The sequence below is a fragment of the Methylocaldum marinum genome, from assembly GCF_003584645.1.
Taxonomy (GTDB): Bacteria; Pseudomonadota; Gammaproteobacteria; order Methylococcales; family Methylococcaceae; genus Methylocaldum; species Methylocaldum marinum.
Genome location: NZ_AP017928.1, coordinates 1,046,837 through 1,065,696 on the forward strand (window position 1 = coordinate 1,046,837; position 18,860 = coordinate 1,065,696).

At 54.5% G+C, this 18,860-nt stretch carries 14 protein-coding genes; 12 read left to right on the forward strand and 2 right to left on the reverse strand.

Annotated features, from left to right (window positions below):
• Nucleotides 1–11 precede the first annotated feature (11 nt).
• The 7 genes from fliJ (at nucleotide 12) to waaA (ending at nucleotide 5,537) form a co-directional block, all read left to right on the forward strand.
• Nucleotides 12–467, forward strand: a complete 456-nt coding sequence (gene fliJ, locus sS8_RS04605) for a flagellar export protein FliJ (RefSeq protein ID WP_119628622.1) — start codon at nucleotides 12–14, stop codon at nucleotides 465–467.
• Nucleotides 468–469: 2 nt separating this feature from the next.
• Nucleotides 470–1,792 carry a flagellar hook-length control protein FliK gene (locus tag sS8_RS04610; protein WP_145986414.1) on the forward strand — a complete coding sequence of 441 codons (1,323 nt, stop codon included), beginning with the start codon at nucleotides 470–472 and terminating at the stop codon, nucleotides 1,790–1,792.
• A gap of 251 nt (nucleotides 1,793–2,043) precedes the next feature.
• Complete coding sequence (gene rpsF, locus sS8_RS04615; RefSeq protein ID WP_119628624.1) at nucleotides 2,044–2,457, forward strand: 30S ribosomal protein S6; 414 nt, start codon at nucleotides 2,044–2,046, stop codon at nucleotides 2,455–2,457.
• A 71-nt stretch (nucleotides 2,458–2,528) separates the two neighbouring features.
• On the forward strand, nucleotides 2,529–2,756 hold the full coding sequence (gene rpsR / locus sS8_RS04620; RefSeq protein ID WP_119628625.1) for a 30S ribosomal protein S18: 228 nt from the start codon (nucleotides 2,529–2,531) through the stop codon (nucleotides 2,754–2,756).
• A 34-nt stretch (nucleotides 2,757–2,790) separates the two neighbouring features.
• On the forward strand, nucleotides 2,791–3,699 hold the full coding sequence (locus sS8_RS28965) for a YybS family protein (RefSeq protein WP_145986415.1): 909 nt from the start codon (nucleotides 2,791–2,793) through the stop codon (nucleotides 3,697–3,699).
• 62 nt (nucleotides 3,700–3,761) lie between these two features.
• Nucleotides 3,762–4,208: a 50S ribosomal protein L9 gene (rplI, locus tag sS8_RS04630; RefSeq protein ID WP_119628627.1), complete on the forward strand. Its 447-nt coding sequence runs from the start codon at nucleotides 3,762–3,764 to the stop codon at nucleotides 4,206–4,208.
• A 60-nt stretch (nucleotides 4,209–4,268) separates the two neighbouring features.
• Nucleotides 4,269–5,537 (forward strand): lipid IV(A) 3-deoxy-D-manno-octulosonic acid transferase, encoded by a 1,269-nt coding sequence (waaA, locus tag sS8_RS04635; protein WP_119628628.1) that lies wholly within the window; start codon nucleotides 4,269–4,271, stop codon nucleotides 5,535–5,537.
• 6 nt (nucleotides 5,538–5,543) lie between these two features.
• Here waaA and sS8_RS04640 read toward each other — a convergent pair whose 3' ends face one another.
• Nucleotides 5,544–8,291 (reverse strand): bifunctional diguanylate cyclase/phosphodiesterase, encoded by a 2,748-nt coding sequence (locus sS8_RS04640; protein ID WP_170160956.1) that lies wholly within the window; start codon nucleotides 8,289–8,291, stop codon nucleotides 5,544–5,546.
• Nucleotides 8,292–8,657: 366 nt separating this feature from the next.
• Here sS8_RS04640 and sS8_RS04645 point away from each other — a divergent pair, with 366 nt between their 5' ends.
• The 5 genes from sS8_RS04645 to sS8_RS04665 all read left to right on the forward strand — a co-directional run bounded on the left by sS8_RS04645 (nucleotide 8,658) and on the right by sS8_RS04665 (nucleotide 14,554).
• Nucleotides 8,658–10,124, forward strand: coding sequence for a mannose-1-phosphate guanylyltransferase/mannose-6-phosphate isomerase (locus sS8_RS04645; protein ID WP_119628630.1), 1,467 nt, complete (start codon nucleotides 8,658–8,660; stop codon nucleotides 10,122–10,124).
• Nucleotides 10,125–10,150: 26 nt separating this feature from the next.
• Complete coding sequence (ychF, locus tag sS8_RS04650; protein WP_119628631.1) at nucleotides 10,151–11,242, forward strand: redox-regulated ATPase YchF; 1,092 nt, start codon at nucleotides 10,151–10,153, stop codon at nucleotides 11,240–11,242.
• Between the two features lie 221 nt (nucleotides 11,243–11,463).
• Nucleotides 11,464–12,660: a tyrosine-type recombinase/integrase gene (locus sS8_RS04655; protein WP_119628632.1), complete on the forward strand. Its 1,197-nt coding sequence runs from the start codon at nucleotides 11,464–11,466 to the stop codon at nucleotides 12,658–12,660.
• A complete protein-coding gene (locus sS8_RS04660) occupies nucleotides 12,638–13,387 on the forward strand; it encodes a hypothetical protein (protein WP_119628633.1) in 750 nt (249 codons plus the stop codon). The genes sS8_RS04655 and sS8_RS04660 overlap by 23 nt, the downstream gene beginning before the upstream one ends.
• Before the next feature lie 42 nt (nucleotides 13,388–13,429).
• Nucleotides 13,430–14,554 carry a class I SAM-dependent methyltransferase gene (locus tag sS8_RS04665; RefSeq protein ID WP_119632620.1) on the forward strand — a complete coding sequence of 375 codons (1,125 nt, stop codon included), beginning with the start codon at nucleotides 13,430–13,432 and terminating at the stop codon, nucleotides 14,552–14,554.
• A gap of 12 nt (nucleotides 14,555–14,566) precedes the next feature.
• On the opposite strand, the gene sS8_RS04670 is transcribed toward sS8_RS04665, so the two are convergent.
• The gene (locus sS8_RS04670) at nucleotides 14,567–18,778 is read right to left on the reverse strand and encodes an AAA domain-containing protein (RefSeq protein WP_232020707.1); all 4,212 of its coding nucleotides are present in this window, start codon (nucleotides 18,776–18,778) and stop codon (nucleotides 14,567–14,569) included.
• Nucleotides 18,779–18,860: the final 82 nt, after the last annotated feature.

The window sequence follows — 18,860 nt, forward strand, 5'->3', positions numbered from 1 at the left end:
GGGATTAAGGTATGAAAAGATCGAAGCGCTTGAATCCGGCTTTGGAGCTCGCGGAATCACGGGAAAAGCAAACCGTTCGTATCCTTGGGGAAAGTCGGCGAAAGTTGGAGAGTGCAGAGCGGAATCTCGGCAGTCTCATAACATTTCGGGACAACTATTCGGCCCAATTTCAACGATCCGGGAACGGAGGTCTCGGAGTGCGCCAGCTGATCGAATATCGGATGTTTCTGGCGAAGATCGGGGCGGCAATTGCCGATCAGGAAAAAGCCGTTCGTGCGGCGCAAACGGAGCTTAGGAATCGCCAAGCCGAATGGGAAGCGGCGCGCAGGCAGAGCTCGGGCCTCAAAAGGGTTATCGAGAATACGCTTAAGGAAGAGATACGCCTGGAGGAAAAGAAACAGCAAGCCGAACAGGATGAACGAGCGGGCCGCCGCTACACCGGCGATAGCTTCACTGTTTTCCTCTGAATTTGAACGTCCCTTCGCCGTTCTGCCGCTCACTTTCCTTCGTATTGACACGCTCACCCGGCATCCAGGACATGACTAGAGATTTCCCCATTACTTCTACTGCAGCGGCACCGACCTCCATTCGCGAATTCGCGCAGCTTGTACGTGGTGCCGAGTCGGAATGCGAAGCAGATTCGGTAGCCTTTCTCGCCACCCTGGCCAGTCAGTTCTCCGCCCTGAAGGATGGCTCTAGTCTCGAGGCGAATCGAGAGACTTCCCATATTTCCTCCACGGAAACACACGAATCCCAAGCGAATCTCTTGCATGAATTTCTGCAATACACCTCGAAACTCGACGCGCTTTCCGGGCTGCAACTCCAGAACGCAGGGGAGATTGGGGGGGAGGGCTTCGCTGCTGAGAGCAATTCGTTGCCACCCACGGCATCGGTAGAACAAGGCCTTGAACCGGAAGAGCGCGCGGACGATTCTGCCCTGGCGGTACTTGCATCCTTATCAGCGGTCCAGGCGCATCCCGGGCCGACCGACCCTGCCGGTTCAGAGTGCGGAGATGCCTCCGGTTCGCTTGGCCAGACCACTTATTCGAGTCGAGAGCGGGGGATTGTGGACAGCAATTTGTGGGATCAGGGCGGTGCTCTTGATACTCAGACGCCAGCCCCTGATACCGGCTTTTCGCATTGGCTCGACAAAGAATCGATCGCCACGGATTCGGACACGCCCGGAGTGGACGAGATTCTTTCTTTCCAGTCGGGCCGGGATTCAGCAGCGGCGGATGGTACCGCCGAAACAATACGACCTTCGACGGAAACCGGTTTTCCGCTGGAGGCCAAAAATTCGACATCACAACTCTCTACAGTTGTCTCGGACGATGAGATTCCGACACTCGATAAGCCACTGAGCCAGACCGCATGGCGGGAGGAACTGGGCGAACGCATTTTATGGATGACCGACAAAAACGTACGGTCGGCCGAAATCAAGCTCAATCCCCGGCACTTGGGGCCATTGGAAATCCGTATCCAGATGGAGCAGGACCGGGCGAGCATCCATTTTACGACTCATCATGCCTCGGTTCGGGAAGCTATCGAGGCTGCTGCCCCGAAATTGCGGGAAATGCTCGGCTCTCAGGAAATTTCTCTATCCGACATCAATGTGACGGTCCCATCTGAATTGCCGAATCAAAGTGGTTCGACCTTCGATCTCGATCAGCAGCCCCGTTCCGGAGATCAGACAAAGCCCTTTCCGGACAGTGATGCGGCAAGCAAGGATGGCCTTCCGGCCGACCGTGAGGACCCCATCGCGGCTGACGGCTTGCTCAATCTGTACGCTTGAGTTCGTGTGAGCTCGCGCCTCGATTCGGCAATAACCGGCCGGAGGATCGCGTTTCTGTATTAGGGCGAAAATCCCGCACCGGATGATAGTTAATGCAGGTTCGTTGCTTTGGTTCTTCCAGACCAGAGTCCGTTGACTTGTAAGCCAACCGCCAACGCTTTAAAATCCTCGATTCCAGTTGCGGCGTGAAAGCCGCTACTCCTTGCTTTACCGCCCTGGGCGGAAAGCTGTCCAATCCATAAGGAGCATACATGCGACACTACGAAATAGTTTTCATGGTCCATCCGGACCAAAGTGCACAGGTCCCCGCCATGGTGGATCGTTACCGCACTCTTATCGAATCCGGCGCTGGAAAAATTCATCGCCTGGAAGACTGGGGACGCCGCCAGTTAGCCTATCCCATCAACAAGATTCATAAAGCGCACTATGTGCTGATGAATATCGAATGCGACCAACAGACCCTCGACGAGTTGGAAAGCGGATTTCGCTTTAACGATGCCGTACTGCGCAGTCTGACCGTTCGTCGCGAGGAGGCAATTTCAGAGCCTTCGCCGATGGCAAAGTCCGGTCAGATCGAGCCGGAAACAGAGCAGGGCGAGGAAACCACCGCCTCGAGCACCGACGAAAAGGGTAGTGCTGAATCGGAAGCTTCCCCAGCCACCTGAGTCGGATCAGGATTTGTTTTCCAAATCCGACCGGGCCCGTACGACAATCTCAACCAATCAGCAGGTCTATCATGGTTCGCCAATTCAAGCGTAAGAAATATTGCAGATTTACGGCCGAAGGCGTTAAGGAGATCGATTACAAGGATCTCGATGTGCTTAAGGAGTACATCTCGGAAACGGGCAAAATCGTTCCCAGCCGGATTACCGGTACCAAGGGCAAATACCAAAGGCAGCTCGCTACGGCGATCAAGCGGGCTCGGTTTCTAGCGCTGTTGCCGTATACCGACTCTCATAAATAAGTGGATCCGGTTCCGGCGGAGACGCGGCCCGATTATGCGCCGGCTGGCCGCTTTTATCATGAGAGGAAGAGCACACGCGGTGTTCGCGGCGTGTGCTCTGGGTCTCATGTCTTGGATCGTTCCGCTTTGTAGTTTATTGGCTGCGGCCGCGATAGGGCTCCCGACTTTACGGAAAGGTATCTTTGAGGGCGGCACGGTCATGCTTGCCTCCGTAGCGGTTCTGGGTGTCTTGGCCGGGTTTCTCATCGGCAGCCTGCATGACGGAGCGGTTTTCGGTCTTCTGTTATTGGGACCGACTTGGCTTGCGGCCGTCATCCTCCGCGAATCGGGCAGGCTGTCGACGGCTTTCGGATTCGTATCGGTCACGGGAATGCTGGTGGTGACCATGGTCTATTGGCTTCATCCCGCCCCTTCTTCAATCTGGTTCGAAAGCCTGGAGCGTTTTCTCAAACCGCTGATGGACAATATGCCTCCGGACTTTGATAAGGAGCAATTCTGGAACAACTTCTTAATGATGGCTGCACGCTATATGACCGGAATCGTATCCGCAAGTCTGGTGATCAGCTTGACATTAAGTTTAATGATTGCTCGCTGGTGGCAAGCTCTGCTGTTCAATCCAGGTGGATTCCGTTCGGAATTTGTCGGACTTCGGATGCCGGCCGTGTTTCCCTATACCGCGGTAGGAGCGCTTATCGTGGCGATGGCGGCAAGTGAAGACCTGGCGGAGTTCGCGTGGAATTTGAGCACTCCGCTTTTCGCTTTATTCCTTTTGGTCGGCTTCTCGGTGCTTCACGCATTGGTATCCCGTAACAAGGCGTGGGGAGTCTGGCTGGTCGGAACTTACGTGGCGCTGTTATTCGTACCTTATATTATCGTGCCAATTGCATTAGTCGGGTTGAGCGATCCTTGGTTTGACTGGCGAAACAGGCTATCACCCAGCTGAACCGGACTGTATTGAAATTGTAATTCTTAAAAGAACGCTAAAATTATTCGAGGCATTCGACGATGGAAATTATCCTTTTAGAAAAGATTGCAGGACTCGGAAATCTCGGCGATAAAGTCGCCGTCAGAGCCGGATACGGGCGCAACTATCTGATTCCCCAGGGCAAGGCGGTTGCGGCGACTGCTGAGAAACTGGCCGAATTCGAGAAGAGACGCGCCGAGCTCGAAAAGAAAGCAGCCGAAGATTTGGCTGCCGCTCAGGCCCGAGCCGAAGCTATTGCCAAGCTCACCGTAACGATCGCTCAAAAAGCGGGCGCAGAAGGACGGCTGTACGGATCTGTCGGCACTAAGGATATCGCCGATGCCGTGACTGCAGCGGGTGTCGCCCTCCAGAAACACGAAGTTCGCCTGCCATCCGGCCCGATCCGTCAGGCTGGCGATTATGAGATCAACCTGCAGCTGCACGGTGATGTCGTTGCCACTGTGGCGCTCTCCGTCGTTCCGCAATAAACACAAAGCGGGTCCACATGGCAGGTAAAGTCATGTGGACCGGCATCCTTCCCTGAGCCCGTGAGGCGAGTTTATTCAGCTCTGCTCTATCTCATCACCCCGGTCATCCTCGGGCGTCTCTTTTGGCGGGGGCGTAAACAGCCCGATTACAATCGGCGCTGGCTTGAAAGACTGGCCGTCTACCCTTCCGACCCGGAACCCGGCGTGATCTGGTTCCATGCGGTTTCCGTCGGCGAAGCTGAAGCGGCGTTCCCCCTCATACAGGCCATAAAAGAACGTTTTTCCGGCAGGACCATACTCGTTACCGCAACGACGCCGACAGGCTCAGCTCGGATCAGGCAGGTTCTGGGAGAGACTGCAAGACATGTCTATTTGCCCTATGACTTGCCTACTTGTGCGGACAGGTTTATTCGGCACTTCCATCCGGTGCTCGGAGTCGTGCTGGAAACCGAAATCTGGCCGAATCTTTATCACGCTTGCGGGCAGAGGGGCATACCGCTCGCCATAGTAAACGGGCGTCTCTCCGAGAAATCCGCGCGTGGTTATCACAGGCTTCGCTCGTTGGCTAGCGAGAGTCTTTCCAATGTCCGCCTGATTGCCGCTCAGACGCCGGAAGACGCGCAACGCTACCTCGCGATAGGCGCCGATCCGAAGTCCGTCACCGTAGCCGGCAATATCAAGTTCGATACGGAATTTCCGTCGACGGTGAAAGTTCAAGCCAAGGTTTTGCGCGACACCCTGTTCGGAAGCCGCCCGATCTTTGTTGCAGGAAGCACTCATCCCGGAGAAGAAAGCCAAATACTTAACGCTTTCATGATGCTTCGAGGAGAGTTCCCGGAATTATTGCTGGTACTCGCTCCACGCCATCCTCACCGTAGCGACGATATTCTTGCGGAATGCAAGAAGATTGGCTTCGCGGTTCGGCGCAGGAGTGAGGACACTGCCTGTGACGAATCGATCGATGTCTTTTTGCTCGATACTCTGGGAGAGTTGCGCAATTTTTACGCGGCCTCGGACGTGGCTTTCGTCGGTGGCAGTTTGGTGTCCATCGGTGGCCACAATGTACTCGAACCGGCGCTCGCCGGCCTGCCGGTCCTATTCGGGCCGCACATGTTTAACTTTGCCGAGATCAGCCGCAGACTCAAAGAATGTGGGGGTGGCATTGAAGTGAAGAATGCCGAAGAACTGGTCGTTTGGACGGGGCGCCTGCTGGCCGATGTCGGATTTCGCCGCGAGACCGGGGAGAAGGGGAGACGCTTCGTTTCGTCGAATCAGGGGGCGGTACGGAAGATCGCTGGAATGCTTGAGACTCTGATCGATCAACCGTAAGTTTTCTCAATCTCCGATCAGTGGTTGCGGGGAGCCGATAAAATAGCCCTGTGCCATATCCACACCCAATTCGCCCAGTGCGAGAAGAGTCGCTTCATTCTCCACCCCTTCGGCGATGACTTCGATGTCGTTTCCATGAGCAAGCGTTGTAATAGCCGATATGAAGGCGCGATCCTGCGGATTATCCATCAGGTTGGTCACGTAACTCTTGTCGATCTTTACGAACTTTACGGGTAGATGCCTCAAGTAGGAGAAGGAAGCGAATCCGGCACCGAAATCGTCGATCGCGAAACGAAAGCCCAAAGAGGCCAGATCTTCCATGATTTCCTTTGCCGTTCCGAAATCGGCAATGGCTGCCGTCTCGGTAATCTCGAAGATAAGCTGATCCGGCGTTAATAGATTGTTCTTCAGCGCGGATTTAAGGGCGACGGTCCAGTCGCGATTTGTCAAGGCAGAGCCGGAAAGATTGACATGAACAGCGCCGGCGGGTGCTCGTTCGACAAATTCGGTCACTAACCGTATGTTTGCCTCAACCGCATAACGATCGATTTCATTGATCAAGCCCGTCAGCTGTGCGAATTCGAGAAACTCGGACGGAGAAATCAACGAGCCGTCGGCTCGTTTTAGACGGATTAAGGACTCGAAAAATCGGATTTTGCGCCCATCGATGATGGCAATGGGCTGATAATGAAAAACCAGCCTGCGTGCGGTAAGCGCTTCCTGAATCGCTTGCTTCCAGAGCGTACGCTCGCTGATACGTTGTTTTGATTGGTCGTCGTACGAAAACAGATGAGCCCGGCCGCGGCCGCGATCTTTTGCTTGATACATTGCAAGATCGGCATTCGCCATCACTTCATCCATGACTGTTCCGTGTTCCGGAATCATGGCGATGCCGATACTTGCCGATATTCTGAAAATCTTTTGCTGTATCTTTAGCGGCTGCTCTGTAAGTCTTTGATTTAGCAGGTTCGCGAATGCCAATGCACCTTCCGCGGTCTGATTCGGCATCACGATCGCAAATTCGTCGCCCCCAAGCCTTGCCGCAATATCGGTCTTGCGTACACGATTTTTAAGCTCCTGCGCTATTTTACGGAGCAGGGCGTCTCCCGCGAGATGGCCACTCGTGTCGTTGATGTCCTTAAAATGATCCAGATCGAAAAGAAGAATCGCTGCTCGAGTACTATCCCTATCCGCTTCGAGAAACTGCCGCTCCAGCTCTTGTTGGAAGCGGTGGCGATTGTATAAACCGGTCAGTGGATCATGGTTCGCCAGCCAAATCATGCGGTTTTCCGCTTCGACTCTGTCGGTGACGTCGAGGCCGACCGATAGAATAGCGATACCGTCGGGGTTATTCTCATGGAGACGCGTATGGACCCAGACCACAAAGCGCCGGGTGCCGTCCCTACACAATAATTCGGCTTCGTGCTGCAGGCGTTTCCGTTGCCCATTCCACAATCCGAGCAAGGCCTGCTCCAAATCATCGCCGACTTTGCTCTCCAAAATTAGGGAAAGAAAATGCTTGCCGTTGAGGTCGGTTTGACTATAGCCGGTAATCTGTATGACAAAATCATTTGCCGTGAGAATTCGCCCTTGACTTGTCTGCGTCAGAATAATCACTTGAGCGGTGTCCAATAATCCCTGAACGAAGTCACGCTCGGCAGCAAGTTCGGTGGTTTTGTGCGTTATAGCGAGAGCTTGCTCCTCAACCGGATGAGAGAGGGTGAGGGCGGTGGCACTTAGAATTGTGATTTCATCGTTAAGGCTAGATGTCCGGTGGGCCAGTTGCTGCCTTGCTTCGGTATAGGCGCCTTGTGCCAACATCGGGAGCGCATCCGCAAGGCGACGCAGTTGACGGATGGGTAGGCGCATCAGAAAAAGCAGCAGCAACTCGGCTGTCAGAAGGCTCAATCCGCTTAACAAAATGCCGTCTCGAGCAGCTCTTCTAATATGACTCACCTGTGCCGTAACGTCGCTTATCATCAGCACGGATCCTTCCGCCTGAAGCAGATCCTTCAGTGGCATTACATCGATTGCATAGTAGCGCCCTTTCCACGAATGAATATCCTCACTAGCCGTGACCGCGTCCTGTGACTGCTCCGAGACATTTTTCAAAAACGGCGCAAGGAGGTCTAAATGGGTGAGGGCAGCGATCCTCATCGACCATTTAGGGATGGAATAGGCATTTTGTCCTGCGTCATCGGCGAGTAGGATTCCCAGGTCGGAACCGGTTAATGAACGATGTTCTACCACGAGCTGCGCAATGGATTGGCTGAGGCTGAACACACCGACTACCCTACCTTGCGAGAGAACCGGCTGGTACACACTGAGAGTACAATGTTGTGCGCACAACAACAGCGACAAGGGTTTCTCCTCCCTGAAAACCTGTATGACGGTGGCCTGCTCTTCCGGCCCTAGGACTTGAGCCGGCGTAGGAGTACCCCTCCATTGCCAGAATAGCCGAGCATTCGGCTTGAACAACTCGAGCCGTTCTATGTCGAGGTCATACTGAAAATCGTTAAAAACATTAGCAGCTTGCCGTAACCCGGCATAGTTTTCTCCGGTCAGGGCTGATGCGAACCCACCGACCGAGGCCAGCAACGATCCGATTTGCTGCAGACGAGTGGTGGAGCGGTCCAACAAATCTTGAACTTGTCTGCTCAGCAAACGCCTATCGAGTTGGCGCTGCTCTTGAAACTGATATTCGAGATAGAAGTAATTCAGAATAGCGAAGGCGCCACCGATTCCCACTATCATAATGCTGAGAAATAGAAAACCTTTCCAAAAAAGACTTAGGAAAGGCGACCTTGGCTTGGAGCTAATCCGCGTCATTGCGCCAGAAAAAGAGATTCCGCATGATTTCGGGCTCGCGAGATTAGCGACTTCAGATCCGCTGAAAATTTTTCTAAGTGCCAAAATTATGAACTGAATTAAGGGGGCGGCTTGGTGGTTTATCCTGATTGCGCCGTTCAGTATAACTCATGAAATGATAACCGTTAGCTTCTCGCGATTGCGTGAATTTCATTACAGAACTTCAGGTCAAGCGAGACTAGCCGGGATGGCTAGACCTCAGTCCCGTCGGCTATACTCTCGCACTGATTAGTGGCTCTTTAGGGAAAGCTCATGAAGATATCTGTCCAAGCTGTAGTGTTGTCGGGAGGTGCCGGTACCCGATTATGGCCATTCTCCCGGGAAGCTTACCCGAAGCAATTTCTCCCCCTGACCGGAGAGAGGAGTCTATTTCAGGAAACGGTTTATCGAGTGCTCAGTATGGACGCGCCGAAGAACGATTTGGAGCTTCTCTCGCCACTCGTTGTCTGCAATGAAATGCACCGTTTCATTGTAGCCGAACAGCTGAGACAGATGGGCCTAGAGCAGAGCGCAATTCTTCTGGAACCGATCGGAAGAAATACCGCTCCGGCAGTAACGCTCGCGGCTTTGCAGGCTTCCGAGCTAGAGCGCGACCCGGTGTTGGTGGTGTTACCGTCCGATCACCACGTAGCCAATGTCGTCGAGTTTCAGGCACGTTTGTCGAAAGCCGTGGAATTAGCGGCAAAAGGCGATGTAGTAACCTTTGGCATTGTGGTTCAGAAACCGGAAACGGGTTTCGGTTATATTCGGCGAGGACAGGAAATAGCTGATGGCGTATTTGTCCTGGATGGTTTCACCGAAAAACCGGATGCGCGAACGGCCGCCGAGTACCTGGCCTCCGGCCGCTATTTCTGGAACAGTGGAATCTTCGTTCTGCGGGCGAGCGTTTGGCTGGAACAAATCGGTCGCTACCATCCCGCTATTCTCGATTCCTGTAAGGCAGCGCTCTCGGCCGCAAAGCGCGACGGTGATTTCATACGTGTGGATAAAGAGGCGTTTACTCAATGTCCAAGCGATTCAATTGATTATGCCGTCATGGAAAAACTGGATCAGGGAGCAGAAGGAGGACCTAGGGGAACCGTTTTGTCGCTGGATGTTGGGTGGTCGGATCTCGGTTCCTGGCCGGCCCTCAGTACAGTAAAACCCATGGATGATTACGGAAACGTTACAATCGGTGATATTTTCCTCAAGGACACCAGGAATTCATTGCTGTACTCGCAGAGCCGTTTCTTGGCCGCTGTTGGCTTAGAGGACGTCGTAGTGATCGAAACCACGGATGCCGTTCTGGTTGCTCACAAAGATAGGGCTCAGGACGTGAAAGTGATAACCGAATACCTCAAGAAAGCTAATCGATCGGAGCATGTGTTTCATACGAAAGTGCACCGTCCTTGGGGCGATTATGAGTCTATCGACAACGGCTCACGGTATCAGGTCAAACGGTTGACAATCAAACCTGGGGCAACGCTGTCGCTGCAGATGCATCACCATCGAGCTGAACACTGGATTGTCGTTAAAGGCACGGCTCGGGTCACTCGCGGCGAAGAAACTTTTCTTCTGACCGAAAACGAATCCACCTATATTCCGCTCGGGATTAAGCACAGACTTGAAAATCCTGGCACAATTCCTTTGGAAATCATTGAAGTACAATCCGGAAGTTATCTCGGCGAGGACGACATTGTTCGGTTCGAAGACCGCTACCATCGCCTCGAATCTCAATAATCTACTGATTTTAGAATTCACAACGTATGACGCTTCATTGCGGGATCGTGGGGCTGCCCAACGTCGGCAAGTCCACACTGTTTAATGCTCTTACAAAGGCAGCCATTGCAGCCGAAAACTATCCTTTTTGTACCATTGATCCGAATGTGGGCGTGGTTCCGGTACCCGATCCACGCTTAGACGCATTGGCCGAGATCGTAAAACCGGAACGTGTAGTACCGACAGCGATCGAGTTTGTCGATATTGCCGGCCTAGTTGCCGGTGCCTCGAAAGGGGAAGGGCTGGGAAACCAGTTCCTTGCGCATATCCGGGAAACCGATGCCATAGCCCACGTGGTTCGCTGCTTCGAAGACGAAGATGTCGTCCACGTAGCAGGGAAGGTCGATCCAATTTCGGATATCGAAATTATCAATACCGAGTTAACCTTGGCCGATCTGGCTACAGCCGATAAGGCCCTGCTGCGTGTAACGAAATCGGCAAAATCAGGAAACAAGGAAGAACTGGCAAAAAAGCAGGTTCTTGAAAAACTGCTGGAACATCTCGACTCCGGCGAACCGGCGCGGACACTGGCCGTCGACGACGAAGCTAAATCGCTGTTCAAGGACTTGCACCTTCTCACAATGAAGCCAACGATGTACATCGCAAACGTACGCGAGGATGGCTTTGAAAATAATCCGTATTTGGAGCAAGTGCGTGGCTTTGCGGAAAAGGAGAGCGCGGTAGTCGTACCGGTTTGTGCCGCATTCGAGGCCGAAATTGCGCAGCTGGATGATCATGAAAAGGGAGACTTTCTGCAGGAAATGGGGTTGGATGAGCCGGGCTTGAACCGCGTCATCAGAGCCGCGTATCGGCTGCTTAATCTGGCTACCTATTTTACGGCCGGGGTCAAGGAAGTGCGGGCGTGGACCATCCCGGTCGGCGCAACCGCTCCTCAAGCCGCAGGAGTGATTCACACCGATTTCGAGCGCGGATTCATTCGTGCCGAGGTGATCGCCTACGATGATTTCATCGCGCATCGTGGTGAACAAGGTGCTAAAGATGCAGGTAAATGGCGCCTCGAAGGCAAGGATTACGTTATGCATGATGGCGATGTGGTTCATTTCCGTTTCAACGTCTGACCCTAGAGCGCCATTTCTCAGCATTTCACAAGATTGCTTAGAACCCACAAATCAGCGCTAGAACCCCGGAAATTCCGGGGTTTTTCGTTTCCATGAGTTGCATGAAATTGCCCGGCCTTGCTCGCGTAAAGTGACTACGCTGGTGTATACGGAGATTGGACGAGGCGAAACAAGGTGTATATGATCCTTCTGTCGTTCCTCATTGCCGATCTCGTGACACCGTGCTGACAGATGCCCACTGCCGTGCTGCCAAACCGAAGGAGCAGCTCTACCGCCTGAATGACCTTCGCGGCCTTTACCTCGAAGTGAAGCCCAATGGGGTGAAGGCTTGGCGCTACCGCTTCAAGCTGGGCGGTAAGGGGTCGTGGTTTGCGCTGGGCGACTACCCCACCGTCAGCCTTGCTGAAGCGCGGGACAAGTGCGAGGAAGCGCGGAAGCTGGTCAAGCAAGGCATCAACCCCGTCCAGCATCGGCAGCTTGAGCGCCTCAAGCGCGAACAGGATTCCACCAATACCTTTGAGACCGTTGCCAAAGAGTGGCTGGCTCTGCGGGACTGGGAAGACATCACCAAGAAACGCCGCCTGGACATGCTGGAGCGGGTGGTCTTCCCCAGCATCGGCAAGCTCCCGGTGCGCGACATCACCCCGGCGCACGTTCTCGACATCCTCACCAAGACCGTGAAGCGCGGTGCGCCGACCGTCGCCGCCGAAGCCAAACGCACCATGTCCGGCATCTTCGAATTGGCGGTCGCCACCTTGCGGGCAGACAACGATCCTGTCTGGCCCGTCCGCAAGGCGCTGCCCGCCAACAAGACGCAGCACAAGACGGCGCTGACCACCGCGCAGATCGGCAAGCTGCTCAACGACTTCGACAACCACCGCTGCGGCTATCAGGTCAATTTCTGCATCCAGTTGATGTGGTGGACACTGGCACGCCCGAGCGAGACAGCAGAGGCGGAATGGGCTGAATTTGATCTCGATGCGGCGCTTTGGACGATCCCAGCCCGGCGCATGAAAGCCCGCCGCGAGCATGTGGTGCCGCTGCCGACGCAAGCCGTAGAGATGCTGCGCCGCCTGCATGCCATCAGCGGCGACCGGACGCACCTCTTCCCCGGCAGGGATGACCGCAACAGGCCGATGTCGGTGCACTCGATCCGGCAGGCGCTCAAGGTGCTGGGCTGGAGCGGCACCTACAGCCCGCATGGCACCAGAACCACGGGTAGCACCCGGCTGAACGAAATGGGCTATCGCCCGGATGCTATTGAAGCGCAGCTTGCCCATGCGGAACCCAACTCGGTGCGCCGCACCTACAACCATGCCACCTACCTCGAAGAGCGGCGGGGCATGATGCAGGCATGGGCGGACAAGCTCGAAATCTGGAAGCGGGAGAGCACAGGTGAAGTCAGTAGAACACAGTGAGTACCTGCCCGACACGGAGGTAGGACGCTCCTTATTCAGGGAGCGCCTGATTGCAAAAATTCAGCAACATCGCGATTTCAAGGTGCTGCCACACGAAATACAGTCGAACTTCTTTGAGGAGTTAGCTGCACTCACCTTTTTCGGCACCAACAACTGTTCGGTGGAGACACATAGCCCACGGATACGCAAGCTCGAAAAACTGGCCGACAGTTATCGCCGGGTTGCCAATAGCATTGCACTGCTTTCGGAAATAGATGAGCTGCTGCTCGATGATGCCTTTCAACACAGCATGCCTTTGCAACAGCAAAAGAAACTGATGCGACAGCTGGCTGCCCAAGTTGATGGCCTGATAGACGGGATGCGGCAGACGTCTACCAGTACCTCTGAGCGGCTTTTGCTACGTCTGCAGGGTGCGAGCTTGCTGAAGCAATTGGGCAAACTGGGGGTCGTCTGCAAAATCAACAATGACTTTCAGAAAATCGACCAAACTGATGCAGGGCATAGCGAGGAAACCGAGCAAGCACAGCGTTTTCTGCCGGATCTGTCGCAGAGCATGACCCTTGCCATGCTCTGCACCATGCTGGTTCTCTTCAACAGCGGCCAGGTCGTTGAATGGAGCTACTGCCGCAGACTGCTGTTGGAAGGGATAACCTTGCACAAAGCACACACTCCGGATAGAGCTAACGCCGCCAATGGTTCCCTGCGCACCCATTGCCGTGTAGACTAATCTTTATATCTAAAATTCATGTCAAACACAAGTACTCAGAACGTGGCCCTAGCCTACAAAAAAGAAAATGCGCTGAACGCAATTTGCCCTTACTTTACGATGTTTCCGCTTGAGTATCCGAATAGGGTGCTCAAAAAGCATCTAAAGGAACAGCCAGTTGTGCTCGACCCATTTTGTGGTCGGGGCACCACGTTATTCTCTGCTCGAAAATTTGGACTTTCTGCCTGGGGTATTGATTCGTCGCCTGTCGCTGTTGCTATTGCGAAAGCCAAACTTGCGAGCTGCAACATCGAGGCTCCTCTAAAGCTTGCTGCGGAACTGATTGCAGACGCCGAGCCAGCCGACTTGCCAGACACTCCATTCTTCCGTGCCGCGTATCACTGGTCGACGCTCCGTGATATTTGCGCTCTGCGCGAAGGATTGCTTGGACTCGGAAATGAAACGGATGCGTCGTCCATATTGCGTGCTGCCGCACTGGGATGTTTGCACGGCCCACTCCCCAAGCATCTTGAGAACGCGGGCTACTTTTCAAACCAAATGCCAAGGACTTACGCGTCAAAACCGGACTACGCTGTTCGATTCTGGAAGGAACGCGACCTCAAAGCCCCAAAGATTGATGTACTCCGAGTATTGCGTCGAAAGATAGAGCGGTTGGCTGGACTTGATCAAGCCTCCCCATGTCCGATATCTCATGTCCTACATGGAGATGCTCAGTCGGAAGAGTTATTTCAGTCGATTAGTAATGTACCCTCGGTTGTAATAACTTCTCCCCCCTACTATGGAATGCGAACATATGTTCAAGATCAATGGTTGAGAAACTGGTTTCTGGGTGGCCCTGATTCCATTGACTATTCTGCTGGCCCGCAACTTGATCACGGTGGGCAACAGGCATTTGCAGCTTCGCTTGGAAATGTTTGGCGCAATATTGCCAATGCTGCTTCGTCCTCCGAATCGCTCCATATGTACGTCCGATTCGGAATAATTCCGTCAGCGTTGGTTGATGCAAAAAAGCTCTTCAGAGACTCTTTGCAAGAATCTGGAATCAATTGGCGCTTGGTTTCTACGCGCTCAGCAAAGTCAGCTGATGTTGGCAAGCGGCAAGCAGATCAGATGAAAGCCGAGTCTGCCGCCGCCGTCGAGTTTGATTTTCACGTCGAAAGAGTTTGATTACTGTTGCTGCTATTGGTGGTAACGCAGCTTCGCTTGTCTCGACGTTGATCCGAACGAGACCTGATTAACAAGTTCCTGATTACAGAATTCGTCGACATAGTCTTTGATCGCGTGTGCCGTTTCGAGTGCCTTCTTGTCTTGAGGGACGTGCCCTGCGAGGGTCATTGGCATGACTACCAAGCACTTGGCCATCGCGCGTGAGATGGCCACATTTGTCCTCTCTAGCTGCATTAGGAACGCTTCCTCTCCCATGATCACGTCTGCGTCCCCGACACCAAAAGTCACGACGATGGTGTGTCGCTGACCGCCCTGGAACTTTTCCACAGTATCAACGGCCGAGTCGATCAAGTTCGGCGGATCAGACGGGAATATTGACCGCAGTTCGCGAACCACCAGGGCACGTTGAGCGCGATGCGGCGTCACGATTCCGATGCACTGCCCCCAGAACTGATCGGGCGTAGGTGACGCATGCGTCACGGCATCTCGCCCATCAAGTTCCGCGCTCACCGTCTGCCTCAAGCACCATGTCAAGGCGGCGACGATCTTGGCTTCGAAAGAATTGCTTTGGGACGACAGATCATCGTCATGGAGCAACGTCAGCACCTTCTTCGTGGGGTCAAGAATATCTGGCCACAGAGATGACCAAGGGAAGACCCCTGGAAAACCTGATGCGGGAGTTGGCACCGCAGCCAAGAGATGAAGTGCCGTCGCGGCGTTTGAGGCCTTCAACGTCGATCGGTAGCCGATCGTGCGGGCATAGGCCACAATGTCCTCTGCCGAGCGGTAGTTCTCTTCCAGCGGACATGGAACAATTTGGCTGCCAAACGGACGATCGAGCAGGTATTTCTGGATGCTGCCCACCAGGTATTCGGCGCCCTTGGGTGGTTCAAGCGCCATGATTGGCGGCATCTGAAGATGATCACCAGCAATGATCAGTCTCGCATCGTCTTTCAAGGTGGCCAGTGGCGAGATTGCATGTGTGACCTGAACCTGAGAGCTTTCATCGACAATCACGACGTCAAAAATCGGCGCAACATGGCGACCATAGGTCCACTCGGCGAGCTTGTACGCCTGCATCGTCGCCGTGGCGACAATCGTGACTACATCGGTTTTCGCCAGACTAGCAAGACAGTCCTGTGTTTCCTGATTGCCCTGGTTCAGGTTGAATGACTCAACGAGCAGATGTGACTTGCTTGACGAGAACACCTTTGGGGTCTGCGACGAGGAATATCCAACAAAGACCTCAGCAGGACAGGTTGAATCGTTGTCTAACGCCTCAACAACACGACCAATAATCTCCTCAACAGCCTTGTACGTCGGTCCGGCGACCAGCAATTTCAATGGTTGGCCCCGCCGCACGGCATCATGAACAAGGCCGTGAATACATCCAGCTAGTGTCTGCGTTTTCCCGGTGCCTGGCGGCCCCCAGATAATCGTCAGCCCTCTTTCCGCCGCCTGCGCGACAGCATCGGTCTGACTCTTGTTCAGGCTGTGCTTGGCCTTGGCGTAGGCTGCTACCGAAGAGGCCTGCGTCGCAGCGACGACGGATGTCGCGTGAAGAGTGTCGGCCTCCCAGAGTACGCGGGCAAGAGGAGTAACCGGGTCTGAGCCGGGGCGCGGAGTCCTCGCCCCCATCGCAGTGGCCGCATTGCTATCTGCCACCGCTATTGACGGGTTCCCTACTGCAGTGAGAATCCGCTTGACCGTCTCGTACCACTTGAACGAACCCTGGCCTTTGGTGATAAAGATGTCGTTCAGCAGATCGACAGTGGAGTTGGCCAGCAGATAAGGTACAAAAGCCGGTTCACGCCAGTTGGTTAGCTTCAGGACAGCCTTTTGCATGCCTCTGTCAAAGGACACAAGCGTTACGGAAAGTGCGGACCACAGCGGTGCGAGCAGCGTGTCGTTCTGCCCTGGGTAAAGCGGCGCGCCACCGGCGATCAGATCCCTTCCACGCTGCAACGGAAGCCCAGGATGACCTTCCTTGCCGAGAGCCAAATAGCCTTCGTTGTCGTCGAGCTTGGCTTCGGTGGACCCAGGAAGCACGTCGAATACGTACTCATTCGGGGTTCCTGTAGCTTGCCCGTTGGTGAGCCGAACCGCTTCGTAACTGGCCTCTAGTGCCTCGGCATCAAGCGCCAGGCGCTGGTGGGACTCCAGCTTTCTGGTGTGATACTGCAACTCCTCCCACCAAACCCAAAGCTTGCTGTCGAACGCGACGTCGCGAGCGCCCTGAGGAATAGACAATGTCAGCTTTGGAGCGTTTGCCTTGAGCTGCCCCTTGAAGTCCGTGCGTAGTCTCTCGACGACGCTGTTCAATGCCCGGCATTGCTTCTCCAGCGCATTGCCGAATTCTTGAATGACGGTGTTGCGGGGAACGGTAACGGACCCCCGTTTAATCGTGGTGACGTTGCTCCAAATCTCATAAATGCGTTCCCGAGGAATGCCGTTGGTGAGGAATTCACGATAGAACGCATCACCCAGCCGAACTGGTCCAGGGCCCGAATAGTAGGTTTCAACGGTATCGAACAGGGTGATCACATGAGGTGTTGGGGCAAAAACAACTCGTCGGATAATCTCATCAACGAAAACAACGCAGGGGCTGACGGCGCCATCGGGCTTTTCGATCAGTTCATCGGCAGGGAAAAGCCAGGCCAGCGCCTTGGTCTTCCGGTTGGTCAGGCTCAGCACCCTTGGCAAGTGCCGCCCCATTGCCGCACATAACTCTTCAAACTGTCGTTGCTCCCAGAACGCGATTTGTGCGGTTAGCGGGGTTCGTCCGGCAGCGCGAACAAATGTCTCAGCCTGATCAATCATGTCAGACAGTGTCGACAGGAGCCCCTCCAAAGCCACCCACTCGTCAGCCAGCGCCTTCTGATCCACGACAAAGCATTTCGTCGCAAACTGCCGGGGCGACTGTCCCGTCACATAGGCCGTCGCTCTACCAAGTATCGAAAGGCCAGTGAGCAACCCAGCGCTGGGATCGAAGTTGACCGCGATCGCTACATGGAGTTGTGGCGCTGGCGCCAAGCTCGCCAGCACGGCGGCGCTGTCCACCATCGTGGCCGAAGAAATTAGGGCCTGCGCTCGCGCGGGGATACGACTTCGTTCCTTTTTGAGATGACTGTGTTGCTGGAAAGCAGGATGTGCGGAGGGGGCGCTTGCCGCACCCGCCGTGTCCTGAATGGCATTAATCTGGAGCGTCTTTCTTGCACCTCGTGTCATACCCGCGATTTGGCTCAAGTGCCCAGTCAGCTTCGCTGCGGGGTAGCAGTAGTGGTTCGGCTGAGCCGCAATTCGCGCTTTGTCCTTCGCATTTGCCCATTTTTCGTGCCCCAACCAGTCGCAGGCACTACACCTGCCATCGACATGCCATTCAAGGTTCTGCCACCCGTTGGTTGATGCATCGCCAACGGCGATGACCCGGAGCAAGTCCTCCCGGAAGAAATGCAGAACGGTGGGCAGATAGAAGCGCAAGTTGGCGTCTTCACTGTCGGCAATCAGCGCGTTGAGATACTGAATCGCTGTCGCTGGGGATGTGCCCGACATCAACGCGTCGAGTTCAGACTGGCCTTGCTTGAATCGGGTCCACAGGTAGCTGCGAATCGTTACGAAATACTCATTCTGCAACCCCTGGTCGGCGATCCAGTTCGCAAGAAAAAGTGCGTAAAGCGCGACTTCGGCGGAGTAGCTCGGATTAGCCTCGCTGGTGTGCTTTACATCAATGATGCTCAATGCACGCCGCGTCTCAGTTGCCGGGTCAATTCGCCGACGACATCCGTCTGGCCCCACCTCCTCGTCATCTGCTGTGGCCTGGCGCACGACGATGATGTCAGGAATGAGCCCTGCGATTGGCGGCACCTGAGTGATCTGTCCGGGTTGCAGACCAATATTTGCCATCACGGCGTTCTGGAAGGAAGAGGGCTCGAACTTCCCTTGCAGGATGATCGACGGCAAGGCTGTTACCTTGCCAAGCAACGACGCGAGCGGGGCCTTGACTGGTTTGTTTGCGCCTCCCTTGTCCGGCTGATAGATGACCAGACTGCCGAACGCCTGAATCAACTGATCGTTGCGCTCATCCTCAAAATCCCGTCCTGCCGTTTGGAGGACACCGATTCCAGGACGTGCCTGCAACGGAACCGGCATGCCATGCGAATTAAGCTCCGAGTCTTCATGCAAAGACAGATAAAGTTCGCGATCGCACTTGGTCCGCAGGAACATGGACAAAGTGCTTTTGGAGATTCGTTTCTTTGCAGTGCTCGGCATATCAGAACATTTCCAGACAATCAGGCATTTGTAGAAT

Bases quoted from the DNA above. Each gene is read 5' to 3' on its own strand.
- sS8_RS04640 (WP_170160956.1), bottom strand. From the start codon at position 8,291: ATGATAGTGGGAATCGGTGGCGCCTTCGCTATTCTGAATTACTTCTAT.
- ychF (WP_119628631.1), top strand. From the start codon at position 10,151: ATGACGCTTCATTGCGGGATCGTGGGGCTGCCCAACGTCGGCAAGTCC.
- rpsF (WP_119628624.1), top strand. From the start codon at position 2,044: ATGCGACACTACGAAATAGTTTTCATGGTCCATCCGGACCAAAGTGCA.
- sS8_RS04645 (WP_119628630.1), top strand. From the start codon at position 8,658: ATGAAGATATCTGTCCAAGCTGTAGTGTTGTCGGGAGGTGCCGGTACC.
- fliJ (WP_119628622.1), top strand. From the start codon at position 12: ATGAAAAGATCGAAGCGCTTGAATCCGGCTTTGGAGCTCGCGGAATCA.
- rplI (WP_119628627.1), top strand. From the start codon at position 3,762: ATGGAAATTATCCTTTTAGAAAAGATTGCAGGACTCGGAAATCTCGGC.
- sS8_RS04670 (WP_232020707.1), bottom strand. From the start codon at position 18,778: ATGTTCCTGCGGACCAAGTGCGATCGCGAACTTTATCTGTCTTTGCAT.
- rpsR (WP_119628625.1), top strand. From the start codon at position 2,529: ATGGTTCGCCAATTCAAGCGTAAGAAATATTGCAGATTTACGGCCGAA.
- sS8_RS28965 (WP_145986415.1), top strand. From the start codon at position 2,791: ATGCGCCGGCTGGCCGCTTTTATCATGAGAGGAAGAGCACACGCGGTG.